Origin of the sequence: Bacteroides ihuae, assembly GCF_900104585.1 — a bacterium.
GTDB classification, from domain to species: domain Bacteria; phylum Bacteroidota; class Bacteroidia; order Bacteroidales; family Bacteroidaceae; genus Bacteroides; species Bacteroides ihuae.
The window spans coordinates 501,929-519,160 of the sequence record NZ_FNVX01000006.1; the positions used below are offsets into that span (position 1 = coordinate 501,929).

Below are 17,232 nucleotides of genomic sequence, written 5' to 3' on the forward strand. Positions count from 1 at the left end.
AGCTTTCACACTGAATATTTTATTCCTCCTCCCACTTTCCCTAACGTTTTTTTTCGTACTTTTACCAATCGTTGGCAAAGTACGTCTTTAGCTGACCTTTGAGATAGAAGAAAGAAAAAACAATATATAAAATGAACTACAAATGGAATTATCAACCCATTACATCCGAACAAGAACAGATAAGCCAAGAACTGGCCCAGGAACTGGGAATTAGCCCAATATTGGGAAGTTTATTGCTACAGCGGGGAATTACAGATGCGACAGAAGCGAAAAAGTTTTTCCGCCCGCAATTACTTGATTTGCATGACCCATTTCTAATGGAGGATATGGACATTGCAGTGGAGCGCCTGAACAAGGCAATGGGAAAGAAAGAACGAATTCTTATTTATGGAGATTATGATGTTGATGGAACCACGGCTGTGGCTTTGGTATACAAATTCATCCAACAGTTTTACTCGAACATCGATTACTACATTCCCGACCGTTACAATGAAGGTTACGGCGTTTCTACTCAGGGAATAGATTATGCCGCCGAAACCGGTGTAGGATTGATCATTGTGCTCGACTGCGGCATTAAGGCTGTTGACGAAATTACGTATGCCAAAGAAAAAGGCATCGATTTTATCATTTGCGACCACCATGTGCCAGACGGTGCATTGCCACCGGCCGTAGCGATATTAAATGCCAAACGGTTTGACAATACGTACCCTTATACTCATCTCTCGGGATGTGGAGTAGGCTTTAAGTTTATGCAGGCATTTGCCATCAACAATGGCATTGATTTTCACAATCTGGTTCCTCTGCTCGACTTGGTAGCTGTTAGCGTAGCATCGGACATAGTACCGATCATGGGCGAAAACCGTATTCTTACTTATCACGGTCTAAAACAGCTGAACAGTAACCCTAGCGTTGGATTAAAAGCTATCATAGACGTGTGCGGATTGTCTGATAAAGAAATTACCGTTAGCGACATCGTGTTCAAAATCGGACCGCGAATCAATGCTTCCGGGCGCATACAGAATGGAAAAAAGGCTGTTGACCTCCTAACTGAAAAAGATTTTTCATTAGCGCTGGACAAGAGCAATGAGATTAACCAGTATAACGAGACTCGTAAAGACTTGGATAAAACGATGACGGAAGAGGCCAACCAAATTGTCTCTAATCTGAGCGGTTTAGCCCAGCGACGTTCCATTGTACTTTACAACGAGAATTGGCACAAAGGAGTGATCGGTATTGTGGCTTCCCGACTGACTGAGGTTTATTACCGTCCGGCAGTAGTGCTAACCCGTACCGACGACATGGCCACCGGCTCTGCACGTTCGGTGTTGGGATTCGATGTATATAAAGCGGTTGAACATTGTCGCGACCTACTCGAGAACTTCGGCGGACATACCTATGCTGCGGGACTTTCGATGAAGATAGACAAAGTTGAGGCCTTTACACAACGTTTCGAAGAATTTGTGTCAGAACATATCTTGCCCGAACAGACCGCGGCAATGATCAACATTCATGCGGAGATAGACTTTAGAGATATAACGTCAAAGTTCTGTAGCGACCTGAAAAAATTTAACCCATTCGGCCCTGAAAACAACAAACCTATCTTCTGCACTCATCATGTGTACGACTATGGTACAAGTAAAGTGGTAGGTCGTGACCAAGAACATATCAAACTAGAATTGGTGGACAACAAGTCAAACAATGTAATGAATGGAATAGCTTTTGGACAAAGTTCGCACGTTCGCTATATCAAAACAAAACGTTCGTTTGACATCTGCTACACAATAGAGGAGAATACCCATAGACACGGAGAAGTGCAATTACAAATTGAAGATATCAAGCCAGCAGAGTGAGCATTTATCACGAAATACTGAAACGTTACTGGGGCTATGATGCCTTCCGTGACTTACAGGAAGACATTATCACTAGCATCGGCCAAGGCAAAGACACGTTAGGGTTGATGCCTACGGGCGGTGGCAAGTCTATCACGTTTCAAGTTCCGGCTTTAGCGCAAGAGGGAATATGCCTCGTAGTGACCCCCCTCATCGCTTTGATGAAGGATCAGGTTCAGAATCTGAGAAATCGTGGTATTAAAGCCCTTGCCGTTTATTCGGGAATGACGAGACAAGAGATCATCGTAGCATTGGAAAATTGCATTTTCGGTGACTACAAGTTTCTCTACATCTCACCGGAACGTTTGGATACAGAAATCTTTCGGGTTAAACTCCGTTCCATGAACGTGAGCATGATAACCGTCGACGAAAGCCATTGCATCTCTCAATGGGGATATGACTTTCGTCCGGCTTATCTAAAAATAGCCGAGATAAGAGATCTCATACCGGGAATACCCGTACTAGCGCTGACAGCCACTGCCACGCCCGCTGTGGTAAAGGATATTCAGTCAAGACTTCACTTCAAGCAAGAGAATGTATTCCGGATGAGTTTTGAACGAAAGAACCTTGCTTATATCGTTCGTAAAACAGACAATAAAGCCGGAGAATTATTGCACATACTTCACCGAATACCAGGAAGTGCCATCGTTTATGTACGCAACCGGAAAAGGACAAAGGAAACAACTGAACTCTTACAGCACGAAGGCATTACAGCCGACTTTTACCATGCCGGACTAAACAATGATGTGAAAGATCTGAGGCAGAAACACTGGCAAAGTGGAGAATGCCGTGTAATGGTAGCCACTAATGCTTTTGGTATGGGAATTGATAAACCCGACGTACGAGTTGTGGTACACCTTGACCTGCCCGATTCACCGGAAGCCTACTTTCAAGAAGCAGGTCGAGGCGGACGTGACGGTGAAAAAGCGTATGCTGTGATCTTGTACTCCAATTCAGACAAAGCATCGTTAAAGAAACGTGTGGCGGACACATTCCCTGAGAAAGAATACATCAAACAAGTGTACGAACACGTGAATTACTATTACCAGATGGCTATGGGAGACGGCGTGAATTGCATGTACGAATTCAATCTGGAAGAGTTTTGTCGCAAATTTAAGCATTTCCCTGTACCCGCTGACAGTGCACTAAAGATACTGACTCAAGCCGGATACATTGAATATACATCTGAGCAAGACAATGCCTCACGACTGCTTTTCACTATTCGTCGGGATGAACTCTACAAGCTACAAGAGATGGGTGCTCAAGCCGATTCCTTGATACAAACCGTACTACGGTCATACACAGGCGTATTCACTGACTATGCCTATATTCACGAAGAGTCGCTAGCCGTACGCTCCGGATTAACCCGGCAACAAGTATACGATCTATTAACCATGTTGGATAAGCGACATATATTAGATTACATCCCACGCAAAAAGACACCTTATATAATATATACACGTGAACGCGTGGAATTACGCCATCTACAAATCACACGCCCGGTATACGAAGAACGAAAAGAACGATACGAGGCACGCATCAAATCCATGCTAGAATATGTTACTTCTGAAACGGCATGTAGAAGCAGAATGTTGCTTCATTACTTTGGAGAAAGAAATAAGCACAACTGCGGCCAATGCGATAACTGCCTCAGCAAAAGAGTTATAAATGACACTCTTCCAAACCTTACATTCGACCTTTTGAAGCAACAGATTATCGACGTCCTCAATCTGCAGCCCTCTACTCCGGCCGATATAGCCCGCAGCATAGAGACAGCAGAAAAGGAGGAATTAAGCACAGCAATTCAATATCTGCTAGATGAAGGAGAACTTGAAATAAAAGACGGCATGCTACAACTGAAGACACATTCATAACAAAAAACAGGCACAAGCATAGCATCTAACAAGCATTATTTATTATTTTTGCAAAGAACCTAAAAATAAAAGAACATGGCTAATTTCTTTAAATCACTCTTCTCAGGAAAGACAGAAAACTCAGAAGAGGAACAACTAAAAAATGACAAAAAGAACTTTGATATATTAAAGTATGACGGACTCCGTGCTCAGCGCATAGGACGTGCCGACTATGCTGTGAAGTGTTTCACTGAAGCACTCGCTATCGAAAAAGATTTTGAAACAATGGGCTATTTAAGCCAACTTTACATACAGACGGGAGAGCTGGATAAAGCACGAGAAATATTAGAGGAGATGGCAGGTATCGAGCCAGAAGTCAGTAGTACTTTCCTCACACTCACCCACGTATGTTATATGTTAGAAGACTATACCGCCATGAAGGAATTTGCATTAAAAGCAATCGACATAGAGAAGGACAAAGCCATGCCACTCTTTCAACTAGCCAGAGCAGAACGAGGTTTGAATGATGAAATTAGCACAATAGCGAACCTTACCAAAGCACTTATATTAAAAGAAGATTATACAGAAGCAAGATTGATGCGTATCGAAGTGTTACTGGACATGAACCAATATGAAGAAGCGCAAAAAGACTTAGAGGTGATATTGGAACAATCTCCTGACGAAGAAACTGCACTTGTTCTGCAAGGAAAGCTCTTTGATGCTACAGGGAAAGGAACAGAAGCGGAGGAATCCTACCGAAAGGTAACCATACTAAACCCATTTAACGAGCAAGCCTACTTAGCACTAGGCAAATTATACATCTCTCAGAAGAATCTTTCTGCTGCTATTGAAGTTTTTGATGAAGCGATCGAGATAAATCCCAACTTTGCATCAGCCTACCATGAGCGTGGCCGTGCCAAACTATTGAACGGGGACAAAGAAGGTTCGGTAGAGGACATGAAAAAGGCACTCGAATTAGCTCCTAAAGAAGCAGAAGCTTTGAACGGACAATTTGAGAACCAAGGTGAAAAGTTCGATAATATTCTTGGGTTTGTGCATTAAGGGCCCTCTTATTTATATACTTACCTTACAGAAAGAGACAGATTCGATAAAAAGCAAGCCTAATTCATTCACATACAAACATCTTTCACTAGAGACATTTGTATCTATTTAAGAAAACGAGTCACGCCCCTCCACAGGCCTTGTGAGAGGGGTTTGTTGAACTAGTTAGTTAACCGCGGTTAAGTAGTTAATTCAGCGTGGTGAACTAACTACTTAACCACGCTGAATTAACTAGTTCTATTTTGATTGTATTTTACGTAAAGAAATATAACTATTTGTCTAAATGATAATGAATGGTTATAATTTCCAGAAACAATTAAAAGTCATAGAACGAGAATCTATGTTATTTGGCCGCAAATAATGCTTAAGCCATTATTCATCCCTCTTTACATTGTAAGACATCACATTGTAGCTATTTTGCAACGAACCAGAGATGGCTTTAGTATCTATAGGCCAATTTGCAATAGCAGCTTCTCCACTACCATCTTCAAATATACGATAAACATCTTGAGCCATTAATTCTTCATTTGGATCACTCCCCTTCTCAACCATCACAAAAGCGTATCTCAGATCTTTAATACCTGTATTCGTTTTTCTTCCTGAAATAACGAGGGCCGTTTTGGTATAAATACCGCGACTTTCTCCTTCAGTGTCCAGATAAACAGTGAAATTATTAGCGCTTCCACTAATAAACGCTCCTTTCCCTGCTGCAACAGTATTTCCATCAGCACTTTTTTCACTGTATTCAATTGTATGGTTATCATTCTTCTGATTCGCAAACTTTATATACACATTAGCAACAACCGTCCCTTTTTCGTAGCCGCCACTTCCTTCATCTTGACTATAATCTTGGCAATAAACGGTAGTCGTTGGCTCTATGAGATAAGTACCTTCAATATCAGGAGGAGTAGTACCCGAATAAATAGTGATATAGGGTTTCATCCCATCTAATATAGCAGGAGGTACAATTTCCTCAATATTGGCACCTTCTCCCTCTGAATCATCATTTCTGCTACATGAAATTGTAAGGAAACATATTGTAACTATCGCAAGCAAAGAAAAAACATTCTTCATAATAAATAAAATAAAAGATTAATACTATCAAATAAAACATCATTTTTACGCTTAAAATAGGCATATACTATGTGTACATGATTTCTTGCTATCTTTTTGTTATAGGTAAACTAAAAAAAGAATGCCTCTATGTACCGCCGATAATAAAGATGTAGAAGACTCTCATCCTATGCACATAAAAAACACAAAGCTTGCATACAAAAATAGCCCTTCAGTGATATTGAATTAAAAATAAAAGCCAATACGCAACGCATGATAATTAAGTTTAACATCATCCGATTCTGAATAGCTTTTTGTTTTCGGAATAGCTTTACCATTCTTATACGTATATGTTGTTTTCGAATTTTCTATATCATAAGAGCTTTTAAGATGAGTATACGAATATCCAACATAAAATCAAAGTTCCATTCAACTAAAACGGAATACTTCTGCCGATGACATATTAAAATTAGCGTCATCATTTGCGCAGATTAGTCAACAATATATTATTAATATCGCATATCTAGGTATGATAGAGGGGAAGAAATGCATCATGCAAGCTCCTTTCGATAAAGTAGATGAATTGATTATTTCCCGAAAATATTTCAACTCCGTTCAAGATCGCTTCTTTATGATCTAGCAGCAACCATACGCATTAGCAAGCTGATCCCCACCACTAAACAAAAAAGACGATTATTCATTTATCATCTTTGCATTATTGAACTATAATAATTATATCCGCATAAAACGTTCAGTTATGGATATAATTAAAATCCCTTCACTCCTAACGAGTATAGAAGCACCTATTTATGCAATATTCATGTAACAAGTATACAGTAAGGAAGCATTCGAAATGAGAAAGTAATATTTAATGCACATCAAAACAAAAAAAATATAGTTTTTTGTTTGCATTTAAGAGAAATGTATTACTTTTGCCCACGTAATAGAAACAAATACAGATTATATGAACTCGTTTGCTTATACATTTTCCTTCTTTTTTTACTTTTACTTTAGCCATAAGGTAGAGCGGGAATTTGTATGTATCTAACGAAAGTAAATACTGAAAATAAAAACTTAAAAAGTCCCGCTCCAATATTGGATGCGGGATTTTTTTGTATCAGACATTATATAAAATGAAGAAGGTAGCAATTCAAGGAACATTAGGCTCGTATCACGACATAGCCGCTCACAAGTATTTCGAAGGGGAAGAAATCTCTCTAATTTGTTGCGCAACGTTTGAGGACGTTTTTACTTCAATGAAAAAAGACAGCGAAACGATCGCTTTGGTGGCCATCGAAAACACCATTGCCGGAAGTTTGCTTCAAAACAATGAGTTGCTTCGACAGAGTGGAGCACGAATCATTGGTGAACAGAAGCTACGTATATCGCACAGCTTTGTCTGTTTGCCGGACGAGGATTGGGATGACATAACGGAAGTCAATTCTCACCCTATCGCACTGATGCAATGCAGGGACTTCCTAAACCATCACCCACAAATAAAGGTGGTCGAAACCGAAGACACTGCACTGAGCGCAGAGGTGATCAAAGAACAAAACCTTAGAGGCCATGCTGCTATCTGCTCACGGGCTGCCGCCGAGCGCTACGGGATGAAGGTTCTTCAAGAGGGAATTGAAACAAACAAACACAACTTCACTCGCTTTCTGGTAATAGCCGATCCATGGCATGCGGATGAAGTTCAGCAGCAGAGCATCAACAAAGCAAACATCGTTTTCACCCTCCCTCACACTGAAGGCAGTCTTTCACAAGTTCTTTCCATCCTCTCTTTCTACAACGTCAATCTAACTAAAATACAATCGCTCCCTATCATCGGCCGTGAGTGGGAATATCAATTTTACATCGACGTGTCATTCAGCAATTATCTGAGATACAAACAGGCTATAGCGGCCATCACTCCATTAACCAAAGAACTCAAAATATTAGGCGAATATGCAGAAGGAAAATCAAATATGTAAATTTGCTCCGGCCGACAGATTGTCGGGGGTAAGCGAATACTACTTCTCGAAGAAACTGAAAGAAGTAGCGCAGATGAACGCTGAAGGCAAAAATGTGATCAGCTTGGGAATAGGAAGCCCGGATATGCCGCCTTCGGACGAGACAATAAAAACGTTATGCGATAATGCATGGAATGCCAACGGGCATGGTTATCAGCCATACGTAGGGGTTCCAGAGCTTAGACAAGGATTTTCCAACTGGTATCAACGATGGTATGGGGTGGAATTGAATCCGGAAACTGAAATTCAACCGCTCATCGGCTCCAAAGAGGGTATTTTGCATGTTACGCTGGCTTTCGTTAATCCCGGAGAGCAGGTGCTGGTGCCTAATCCCGGATATCCTACTTATACTTCTTTAAGCAAGATTCTGGGGGCAGAGGTCGTTTTCTATAATTTGAAAGAAGAAAACGGATGGATGCCCGACTTTGAGGAATTGGAACAGATGGATTTGAGTCGTGTGAAACTGATGTGGACAAATTATCCAGGTATGCCAACCGGTGCCAATGCGACACCTGAACTATACGAAAAGCTGGTAAACTTTGCTCGCAGCAAGGGGATTATTATCGTGAACGATAATCCCTATAGTTTCATTTTGAATGATAAACCACTAAGTATTCTATCAGTGCCAGGTGCAAAGGAATGTTGCATTGAGTTCAACTCTATGAGCAAGAGCCATAATATGCCGGGGTGGCGTATTGGCATGCTGGCTTCGAACGCTGAATTTGTACAATGGATTTTGAAGGTAAAGAGTAACATAGACAGTGGAATGTTTCGTGCGATGCAACTGGCAGCCGCTAAAGCTCTGGAAGCTGATGCCGACTGGTACGAAGGAAATAATAAGAATTATCGCAATCGTCGCCATCTTGCAGGAGAAATAATGAATGTTCTCGGATGCAAATACGACGAGAAGCAGGTAGGAATGTTTCTTTGGGGAAAGATACCTGAAAGTTGCACCGATGTGGAGGAACTAACAGAGAAGGTATTACATCAGGCTCGTGTATTCATCACTCCGGGATTCATCTTCGGCAGCAACGGTGCTCGATTTATTCGCCTCTCACTTTGCTGCAAGGAAGATAAACTAGCAGAAGCTTTGGAAAGAATTAAAGCGATGAAATAGAGGTTAACCGATCCTCGAAAGGCTAACTTTTAACGAATAGAGTATATAAAAGAATTAAGTAAGAATATAAACAATACGCTGCCGATGGCGGGACACATAGTCAGGTGCCAAGCAGATATAGAACAAAGAAATCATGGAATTAGAATCAATTTTACTACCGGGTGTAGAAGCTAAAAGACCTATTATTATAGCAGGTCCGTGTAGCGCCGAGACAGAAGAGCAAGTGATGACCACTGCCAAGCAATTGGCCGATAGAGGTATGAAGATATTCCGAGCAGGCATCTGGAAGCCGCGTACCAAACCGGGTGGCTTTGAAGGTGTAGGCGTAGAAGGTCTGGCTTGGCTGAAAGAAGTAAAGAAAGAAACGGGCATGTATGTTTCTACTGAAGTGGCCACTGCTAAGCATGTAGAAGAAGCATTAAAAGCTGATATTGATATTCTATGGGTAGGTGCCCGCACTACAGCTAACCCATTTGCTGTTCAAGAGATTGCTGATGCATTAAAAGGTGTAGATATTCCTGTATTAATAAAGAATCCTGTAAACCCTGATCTGGAGTTATGGATCGGCGCATTAGAGCGCATTCATAATTCGGGACTAAAACGTTTGGGAGTCATTCATCGAGGATTCAGCAGCTACGACAAGAAGATTTACCGTAACTTACCACAATGGCACATTCCTATTGAACTTCGTCGCAGAATACCAAACTTGCCAATCTTCTGTGATCCGAGTCACATTGGTGGTCGTCGCGAACTGATTGCTCCGCTTTGTCAGCAAGCCATGGATTTGAACTTCGACGGTTTAATTGTAGAAAGTCACTGCAACCCTGATGCTGCATGGAGTGATGCATCGCAGCAAGTGACTCCCGACATACTCGATTACATTATCAACCTATTGGTGATCCGTACAGAAACACAGACAACGGAAAACCTGAGCCAACTACGCAAGCAGATTGACGAGTGCGATAATAATCTGATTGAAGAGTTATCAAAACGCATGCGCATCGCTCGCGAGATCGGTACATACAAGAAAGAACACAACATGACCATCTTGCAAACGGATCGCTACACCGAGATCTTGGAAAAGAGAGGTTCTCAAGGTGCACTTTGCGGCATGGACGCAGAGTTTATCAAAACCGTATTCGAGGCTATCCACGAAGAGAGCGTTCGCCAACAGATGGAAATCATAAACAAGTAAAGCAATCATGAGAATATTAATTCTTGGAGCCGGAAAGATGGGTTCCTTCTTTACCGACATACTAAGCTTTCAGCACGAAACGGCCGTCTTCGATGTCAACCCGCATCAGTTGCGCTTTGTGTACAACACTTATCGCTTCACTACGCTGGATGAAATCAAAGAATTTGATCCTGAGTTGGTCATCAATGCGGCAACAGTGAAGTACACGTTAGATGCCTTTAGACAAGTGTTGCCTGTGCTGTCAAAAGACTGCATCATCAGCGACATTGCATCAGTTAAGACGGGATTGAAGAAGTTTTACGAAGAAAGCGGTTTCCGCTACGTGTCCACTCATCCCATGTTCGGCCCCACATTTGCCAGCCTCAGTAATTTGAGTAGCGAGAATGCCATCGTTATCAGCGAGAGTGATCATCTGGGGAAAGTATTCTTCAAGGATCTGTATAACAGTCTGAACCTGAATATCTTTGAATATACTTTCGACGAACACGATGAGACGGTAGCTTATTCGCTCTCTATCCCGTTTGTTTCTACTTTTGTGTTTGCTGCTGTCATGAAGCATCAGGAAGCCCCCGGCACCACATTTAAGAAACACATGGCCATCGCCAAAGGGTTAATGAGTGAAGATGACTATCTGTTACAAGAAATCTTATTCAACCCCCGCACTCCTTCACAAGTGGAAAATATTCGTCGTGAACTGAAAACGGTATTAGAGATCATCACCAATAAGGACGCAGAAGCCATGAAGAAGTATCTGGCAAAGATTCGTGAAAACATCAAGTAGGCCATCCTTTTTCTCTGGAAAAAGCTTGACTTTGCTTGTTCAATGTATTATCTTTGTAAGAGTAATCATAAAATATATTCAGATTAAACTACAGTAAAAGAGGGAAGTTTCGGCTTCCCTCTTTTTATTTGGCTCCCCTTCGTCAGGTAGCCCCAAGAAGGGTTATAACCGTCCAAGAGAACCGTGCAGTTGGCTCAACTGCACGGTTCTCTTGCCTCAAAAGGCGGTTTCTCTTCAGCAATTTGCTTATTTGTTATCGGAATAACTCCTAAAGGAAATTAGTTTCTCTCGTATTGTTATCCAAAGAACACCTAATTCTTTTTCAAACCCTCTTACTTCGTTAATAATGCGTAAACCTGCTCTTGACAAGAATGAGTTCAGAAAATCAATCTGTATAACCTATTCATATAAAAGGAAAAGGGTAGCTTGGTAGTATAACAAATTAGAAGTACTTTTGTGATATTGAAAAAACCTCTCGTAGAATGATAGATCAAGCAACCATAGACAGAATACTCGATGCCGCACAGATCGTTGATGTAGTATCGGAGTTCGTTACTCTGCGCAAGCGTGGAGTGAACTATGTGGGGCTATGCCCCTTTCATAACGAGAAAACGCCATCCTTCAGCGTCTCTCCGGCCAAAGGTTTATGCAAATGTTTCAGTTGTGGCAAAGGCGGCAATGCAGTGCACTTCATCATGGAACACGAACAGATGTCCTACTACGAGGCATTGAAGTTTCTCGCCAAGAAATATAACATTGAAATCAAGGAACGAGAGCTGACCAGCGAAGAGAAACAGGCTCAGAGCGCTCGCGAAAGTATGTTCATCGTCAACAGCTTTGCACGTGATTACTTTCAGAATATTCTGAAAAATCACATTGACGGACGCAGCATTGGCATGGCCTACTTCAGACAGCGTGGCTTCCGAGATGACACCATAGAGAAGTTCCAACTCGGCTTCAGTACGGAACAGCACGATGCTCTAGCTCAGGAAGCAGCAAAAAAAGGTTACCAAAAGGAGTTTCTTGTAAAAACAGGCCTTTGCTACGAAACAGACGAAGGCCGGCTACGTGATCGTTTCTGGGGACGGGTAATGTTTCCTGTACATTCACTTTCGGGCAAGATTGTTGCTTTCGGTGGACGTGTAATGAGCACTGAAAACAAAAAACTAGCCAAATACGTCAATTCGCCGGAATCGGAGATTTATCACAAGAGTAGTGAGTTGTACGGCATCTATTTTGCCAAGCAGTCGATCGTTAAACAAGACCGTTGCTTCCTCGTCGAAGGATATACGGACGTAATCTCAATGCATCAATCGGGCATAGAGAATGTGGTTTCATCATCAGGGACTTCATTAACAGCTGGGCAAATTCGTCTCATTCACCGCTTTACCAATAATATTACTGTACTGTACGACGGAGATATGGCGGGTATCAAAGCTTCCATCCGCGGCATCGATATGCTATTGGAGGAAGGAATGAACATCAAAGTCGTACTATTACCCGATGGAGATGACCCCGACTCTTTTGCACGCAAACATAATGCGACTGATTTCCAAGCATATATCTCGGCCCATGAGGTCGACTTTATTCGCTTCAAAACAAACTTATTGCTCGATGAAGCGGGTAAAGACCCCATCAAGCGAGCCGAATTAATTGGTGATATCGTACGAAGCATATCGGTCATTCCCGAAGCTATTATTCGGTCGGTATACATGAAGGAGTGCAGCCAATTGCTACGTATTGAGGAGAAACTGTTGGTGGCAGAGGTTGCTAAATTAAAAGAAAAACAGACCGAGAAAGAAAACAAGCCGACCAGCTATAACCAATCGCCTACTTCGCCAAATGGCAACATGGCCGTTCCACCACCAGAGGAAGGAGTAACGCCACCTTACGAATCATTCATTCCGCAAGAAGGTAAAGAAGGTCAAGAATTCTATAAGTTTGAGCGTCTGATTATAAAAACGATCATTCGCTATGGAGAGAAGATTATGTGCGAAGAAACAGACGAAGAAGGGAACGAAGTGCCTGTAAGTGTCATTGCTTACATCATCAACGATTTGAAGCAAGATGATCTGACTTTCCATAACCCACTCCACCGACGGATTCTTGCCGAGGCTGCTGCACACATGTATGATGAGGGCTTTAGAGCCGAACGCTACTTCATGTCACACCCCGACCAAGAGATCAGTCGATTATCAGCCGAATTGCTTAGTAGCCGTTATCAGTTAAGCAAAGGACAGAAGATGGCAACAGATGAAGAACGACTGTTTGAAGTGGTTCCTGACTTCACCATTAATTTCAAGAATGCAATTGTGAACGCAGAATTAAAGCACATAATGTTTGCACTTCAAGATCCTGCCATAGCGAATGATATAGAAAAGTGCAACGCAATAATGCAGCGATACCATGAAATGAAGCAAATCCTGAACATGATGTCCAAGCGTTTGGGAGACAGGGTGATATTGCCCAAATAACTCTTTATCGATAGTCAAAAACTATCGATAAGTAATGAGATTCATAAATTCCTCGCGCGTCTTTGCCTGATTAAAAGCGCCCGTAAAATCGGAAGTAGTAGTTATCGCATTTTGTTTTTCCACACCTCGCATCTGCATGCACATATGCTTAGCCTCAACAACCACCATTACACCAAGTGGATTTAAAGTTTGCTGGATGCATTCCTTTATCTGCAAAGTCATACGTTCTTGTACCTGCAAGCGATGAGAAAAGATGTCTACCACACGAGCGATCTTACTCAGACCCGTAATATAACCATTAGGGATATAAGCCACATGCACCTTACCATAGAACGGCAACATGTGATGTTCACAAAGAGAAAAGAAGTCGATATCTTTCACGATAACCATCTGACTATATTCTTCCTTAAACTTAGCCGAACAAAGTACTTCATGGGGATCCATATGATATCCCTTGGTGAGAGTTAGCATGGCCTTAGCCACCCGCTCGGGGGTCTTTAAAAGTCCTTCACGTTCAGCGTCCTCACCTAATAGAGTTATAATACCACGATAATGATTCATCATCTCCTCCAAGTGAGGAGAGTCTACTTCTTCTTTTTCTAACATGAGTAAGTTATAAAGGGATATTGACTTGTTCTTTTACAATAGAGACTTCTCTGAAAACACCTGTAGCTTTTAATTGTCGCAACGCAGCATCAGCCTCTTCTATGCTACGAAAATCACCTACCCTGCATAACCAGCGGGGAGAAGAAAAGGTTGTGTACACCTTTAGATCAGGAAAGTATTCTTTCACCTTAAAACCTATATTCTGAGCCTCACTACGAGCACTTCTCGAATTATTACCTGCATACACCTGCACTCTGTAACCGGCGACCTTAATAAATTCCTGCTCTTCAGAGCCTGTTATGGCGTTTGAGGTATGTTCTTGCCCCAGCAAAGCTTCAAGACGTGAGTCCTGATGAACAGTCACCTTGCCTTGCCCCGGTACATCACGTTCCAAGCTCTTAACGATATTCTGTGCTTTTGCTACAGAAAAGGCAAATAATAGAAATAACAAAGCTGAGTAAAACGAATAAGTCTTCATACACACAAGTTGATAAATAAAAAAGATTTGTGAACCTTGCCCAATGGAAGGCCCACAAATCCTAGTATTGAAATTTATGCATTAAATGCATCGATAATACCTTTGAAATCGGCTACATTCAAAGCAGCACCACCAATCAAACCACCATCGACATCAGGATTGGCAAATAATTCTTTTGCATTAGAAGCCTTACAACTTCCACCGTAAAGAATAGAAATATTATCTGCTATTTCTTTTCCATATTTATCAACGATGGTAGAACGGATGTAAGCATGAATCTCCTGAGCCTGCGCTGCAGAAGCTGTTTTACCGGTACCAATAGCCCAAACAGGTTCGTATGCCAACACAATCTTAGCGAAATCTTCAGCAGAAAGATCATACAAAGAACCAGCCAATTGAGAATAAACAATTTCATTTTGTTTATTAGCTTCACGTTCTTCCAACACCTCACCAATACAGAAGATAGGAGTCAAGCCATTAGCCAAAACCAACTTAACTTTCTCTTTCAAGGTTGCAGCTGTTTCACCGTAATAAGCACGACGTTCTGAATGGCCCAGAATAACGTATTTTGCTCCTGTGGAAGCAACCATAGAAGCTGATACCTCACCGGTATAAGCACCTGATTCTTTATCAGCACAGTTTTCTGCGCCCACACCAATCTTGGCAGCATCAACCAAAGGTGTTACTGAAGCCAAATGAATAAACGGTGTACAGATAACCACATCACAGTTTTGTTTCTCACCAGCCAAAGCTTCATTCAAATCTTTTGCAAGAGTAATACCTTCTTGAAGGGTTTTGTTCATTTTCCAGTTTCCTGCAACAATGTTCTTTCTCATTTTAGTCTTTATTAAAGGGTTAATTAATTTTTGATCTTTATTCTTTCGTTTACGTTCATTTCTTTTCACCACCAATATATCAAGTCCCAACACAAATAACAACGGTAATACAAACCACAAGATAACCTGTTCTATTGTATACACATCACTTTTAACTTTTTGCTTGCCCAACTCCAAATTCTCCAACTTATCAGTTAGTTCATACTCATCGGGTAAGTCATTATCACTCCATTTATTGAGAATGGTAGCATTCTTAATCAACATCAATCCGGGGTTTGAGCGAATCATTGTTTTTAGAGTTATATCGTCCATCAAACAGAAAGGGTATTCAGCTCCTGTTTTGTCCCTCCATTGATCAATCTCAGAATCTTCCGAGGAAGAAGTTAAGCAGTAGAAGCCATAACCATGTTCCACACAATAATCGTAAATCTCATTAATCAGGTCAATGTTGCTATCATCTGCTTCCTCTATCCGATGCGCCACTAAAAAGAAAGTATACCCTTTGTTTGTCAGCACCTGATCTGTTATATCTTCGCCGGTATCTCTGTCCATCATTGAGAAATCATGAATCGCAGGTTCATACCCTTTCTCCTTCAACACACTATGAGAATCAATAAACTTCCACGTACTATCCGGATAGTTATCAAGAGTAAATTCCTTCCTTACGCCATTCTTCTCTAAAATAAATGTATTTTCAAAGACACTCGGCTTCGCCCCTTCAGGAATAGTCATTCCTTCTGCAATATTTTCACCTATCCTATAAGGACGAAAGTCAAGAACAGGCAAACGATTCAAACAATATAGCGAAAGGAAAAGCACAAAGAAAATCGTATAAAGTGATACTAACCATTCCGTTTTAGCACTTACAAAACGTATAATGTGACGTTTTCCTACAAAAACAGAGATTACTGCAATTAATAACACAACGTTCTTCCAAAAAGTCTGCCAGTTAGTCAACACCCAGGCATCACCAAAGCAACCACAATCAGATACCGGATTCTTTAAAGCAAGATAAAGCGTAAGAGGAGTCATTACGATCATAAGCAACAAAGACAAAGTCGTTGATGTCTTCTTCCTTACTCCAAAAAACAACAAAACGCCAATAGAAAATTCTAAAGCGGACAAAACGATAGAAAATAATAAGGGAGCGTAAGATGGAAACAGTCCATCCATGCCGAAAGCAGTCAAGTAGTCCTGTATCTTGTAATGTGTTCCTAGTGGATCAACAGCCTTCACGAATCCTGAAAAAATAAATAGCCCGGCCAGTAAGAACCGACACAGATTTACCCAAACATTTATCGCTATATGTACTTCTTTATTTCTCAAATTCAATCTTAATCAATCCGAAAACTGAATAATTAATCATATCCATGTAGTTAGCATCTATACCTTCAGACACCAGCGTGCGCCCAGACAAACATTCTATTTGCTTGGTGCGATAGATTTTCATTAATATTAGGTCTGTATAGGAACTAACACGCATCGCACGCCATGCCTCATCGTAGTCATGATTCTTAGCAAGCATCAACTCCAACGCCTCCTTAGAATATTTGTCATAAAGAGCCATAGCCTCCTCATTCTTAATATCAGCAGATTCAGCATAGCCTAATTCCAACTGTATCAAGCCAATAATACCATAATTTACTATTGCTATGAATTCCGACCGAATCCCTTCATCAATTAAAGTCACCCCTTTGGTTTCTATACTTCTGATGCGATTGGCCTTAATGAAAATTTGATCTGTAACGGAAGCCGGACGCAGAATGCGCCATGCAGGACCGTAGTCATGGAGTTTTTTGGAAAACAAATCACGGCATAGTGCAATGACATGCTCGAACTGTTGCTTTGTCTCTTTCATTTTATTACGAATAGAGTG

14 protein-coding genes are annotated in these 17,232 nt (G+C 41.3%); 9 read left to right on the plus strand and 5 right to left on the minus strand.

Translation table 11 applies throughout. The features are described from left to right. Positions 1 to 131 precede the first annotated feature (131 nt). From recJ to BQ5338_RS12850, 3 genes are all read left to right on the plus strand, one after another. Positions 132 to 1,850: a single-stranded-DNA-specific exonuclease RecJ gene (recJ, locus tag BQ5338_RS12840; protein WP_071147226.1), complete on the plus strand. Its 1,719-nt coding sequence runs from the start codon at positions 132 to 134 to the stop codon at positions 1,848 to 1,850. Further along, on the plus strand, positions 1,847 to 3,763 hold the full coding sequence (locus tag BQ5338_RS12845) for a RecQ family ATP-dependent DNA helicase (protein WP_071147227.1): 1,917 nt from the start codon (positions 1,847 to 1,849) through the stop codon (positions 3,761 to 3,763). The genes recJ and BQ5338_RS12845 overlap by 4 nt, the downstream gene beginning before the upstream one ends. Before the next feature lie 75 nt (positions 3,764 to 3,838). Next, entirely contained in the window at positions 3,839 to 4,804 is a 966-nt protein-coding gene (locus tag BQ5338_RS12850) for a tetratricopeptide repeat protein (RefSeq protein WP_071147228.1), read from the plus strand. A 372-nt stretch (positions 4,805 to 5,176) separates the two neighbouring features. On the opposite strand, the gene BQ5338_RS12855 is transcribed toward BQ5338_RS12850, so the two are convergent. Next, complete coding sequence (locus BQ5338_RS12855; protein WP_071147229.1) at positions 5,177 to 5,878, minus strand: hypothetical protein; 702 nt, start codon at positions 5,876 to 5,878, stop codon at positions 5,177 to 5,179. Positions 5,879 to 6,317: 439 nt separating this feature from the next. On the opposite strand from BQ5338_RS12855, the gene BQ5338_RS17215 reads away from it, so the two are divergent. The 6 genes from BQ5338_RS17215 (at position 6,318) to dnaG (ending at position 13,436) form a co-directional block, all read left to right on the plus strand. Continuing rightward, positions 6,318 to 6,497 carry a LytTR family transcriptional regulator DNA-binding domain-containing protein gene (locus BQ5338_RS17215; protein WP_394331138.1) on the plus strand — a complete coding sequence of 60 codons (180 nt, stop codon included), beginning with the start codon at positions 6,318 to 6,320 and terminating at the stop codon, positions 6,495 to 6,497. Between the two features lie 493 nt (positions 6,498 to 6,990). Continuing rightward, the gene (locus BQ5338_RS12860; protein WP_071147230.1) at positions 6,991 to 7,830 is read left to right on the plus strand and encodes a prephenate dehydratase; all 840 of its coding nucleotides are present in this window, start codon (positions 6,991 to 6,993) and stop codon (positions 7,828 to 7,830) included. Further along, positions 7,805 to 8,986, plus strand: a complete 1,182-nt coding sequence (locus BQ5338_RS12865) for a pyridoxal phosphate-dependent aminotransferase (RefSeq protein WP_071147231.1) — start codon at positions 7,805 to 7,807, stop codon at positions 8,984 to 8,986. The genes BQ5338_RS12860 and BQ5338_RS12865 overlap by 26 nt, the downstream gene beginning before the upstream one ends. A gap of 133 nt (positions 8,987 to 9,119) precedes the next feature. Continuing rightward, positions 9,120 to 10,181, plus strand: a complete 1,062-nt coding sequence (locus tag BQ5338_RS12870) for a bifunctional 3-deoxy-7-phosphoheptulonate synthase/chorismate mutase type II (protein WP_071147232.1) — start codon at positions 9,120 to 9,122, stop codon at positions 10,179 to 10,181. A gap of 7 nt (positions 10,182 to 10,188) precedes the next feature. Then, entirely contained in the window at positions 10,189 to 10,962 is a 774-nt protein-coding gene (locus BQ5338_RS12875; protein WP_071147233.1) for a prephenate dehydrogenase, read from the plus strand. A gap of 482 nt (positions 10,963 to 11,444) precedes the next feature. After that, positions 11,445 to 13,436, plus strand: coding sequence for a DNA primase (gene dnaG, locus BQ5338_RS12880; RefSeq protein WP_071147234.1), 1,992 nt, complete (start codon positions 11,445 to 11,447; stop codon positions 13,434 to 13,436). A gap of 21 nt (positions 13,437 to 13,457) precedes the next feature. On the opposite strand, the gene folE is transcribed toward dnaG, so the two are convergent. From folE to BQ5338_RS12900, 4 genes are all read right to left on the minus strand, one after another. Next, the gene (gene folE / locus BQ5338_RS12885) at positions 13,458 to 14,042 is read right to left on the minus strand and encodes a GTP cyclohydrolase I FolE (RefSeq protein ID WP_071147235.1); all 585 of its coding nucleotides are present in this window, start codon (positions 14,040 to 14,042) and stop codon (positions 13,458 to 13,460) included. A 7-nt stretch (positions 14,043 to 14,049) separates the two neighbouring features. After that, the gene (locus BQ5338_RS12890; protein WP_071147236.1) at positions 14,050 to 14,520 is read right to left on the minus strand and encodes an SPOR domain-containing protein; all 471 of its coding nucleotides are present in this window, start codon (positions 14,518 to 14,520) and stop codon (positions 14,050 to 14,052) included. A 74-nt stretch (positions 14,521 to 14,594) separates the two neighbouring features. Beyond that, positions 14,595 to 16,682 (minus strand): BT_3928 family protein, encoded by a 2,088-nt coding sequence (locus BQ5338_RS12895; protein ID WP_071147871.1) that lies wholly within the window; start codon positions 16,680 to 16,682, stop codon positions 14,595 to 14,597. After that, positions 16,672 to 17,214 carry a DUF1599 domain-containing protein gene (locus BQ5338_RS12900; protein WP_071147237.1) on the minus strand — a complete coding sequence of 181 codons (543 nt, stop codon included), beginning with the start codon at positions 17,212 to 17,214 and terminating at the stop codon, positions 16,672 to 16,674. Before BQ5338_RS12900 ends, BQ5338_RS12895 begins: the two co-directional genes overlap by 11 nt. Positions 17,215 to 17,232 lie beyond the last annotated feature (18 nt).

What these genes read in the sequence shown, in the direction of transcription:
- recJ (WP_071147226.1), top strand. Translation starts at nt 132, where the DNA reads ATGAACTACAAATGGAATTATCAACCCATTACATCCGAACAAGAACAG.
- BQ5338_RS12850 (WP_071147228.1), top strand. Translation starts at nt 3,839, where the DNA reads ATGGCTAATTTCTTTAAATCACTCTTCTCAGGAAAGACAGAAAACTCA.
- BQ5338_RS12855 (WP_071147229.1), bottom strand. Translation starts at nt 5,878, where the DNA reads ATGAAGAATGTTTTTTCTTTGCTTGCGATAGTTACAATATGTTTCCTT.
- BQ5338_RS12860 (WP_071147230.1), top strand. Translation starts at nt 6,991, where the DNA reads ATGAAGAAGGTAGCAATTCAAGGAACATTAGGCTCGTATCACGACATA.
- BQ5338_RS12865 (WP_071147231.1), top strand. Translation starts at nt 7,805, where the DNA reads ATGCAGAAGGAAAATCAAATATGTAAATTTGCTCCGGCCGACAGATTG.
- BQ5338_RS12870 (WP_071147232.1), top strand. Translation starts at nt 9,120, where the DNA reads ATGGAATTAGAATCAATTTTACTACCGGGTGTAGAAGCTAAAAGACCT.
- BQ5338_RS12875 (WP_071147233.1), top strand. Translation starts at nt 10,189, where the DNA reads ATGAGAATATTAATTCTTGGAGCCGGAAAGATGGGTTCCTTCTTTACC.
- dnaG (WP_071147234.1), top strand. Translation starts at nt 11,445, where the DNA reads ATGATAGATCAAGCAACCATAGACAGAATACTCGATGCCGCACAGATC.
- folE (WP_071147235.1), bottom strand. Translation starts at nt 14,042, where the DNA reads ATGTTAGAAAAAGAAGAAGTAGACTCTCCTCACTTGGAGGAGATGATG.
- BQ5338_RS12890 (WP_071147236.1), bottom strand. Translation starts at nt 14,520, where the DNA reads ATGAAGACTTATTCGTTTTACTCAGCTTTGTTATTTCTATTATTTGCC.
- BQ5338_RS12900 (WP_071147237.1), bottom strand. Translation starts at nt 17,214, where the DNA reads ATGAAAGAGACAAAGCAACAGTTCGAGCATGTCATTGCACTATGCCGT.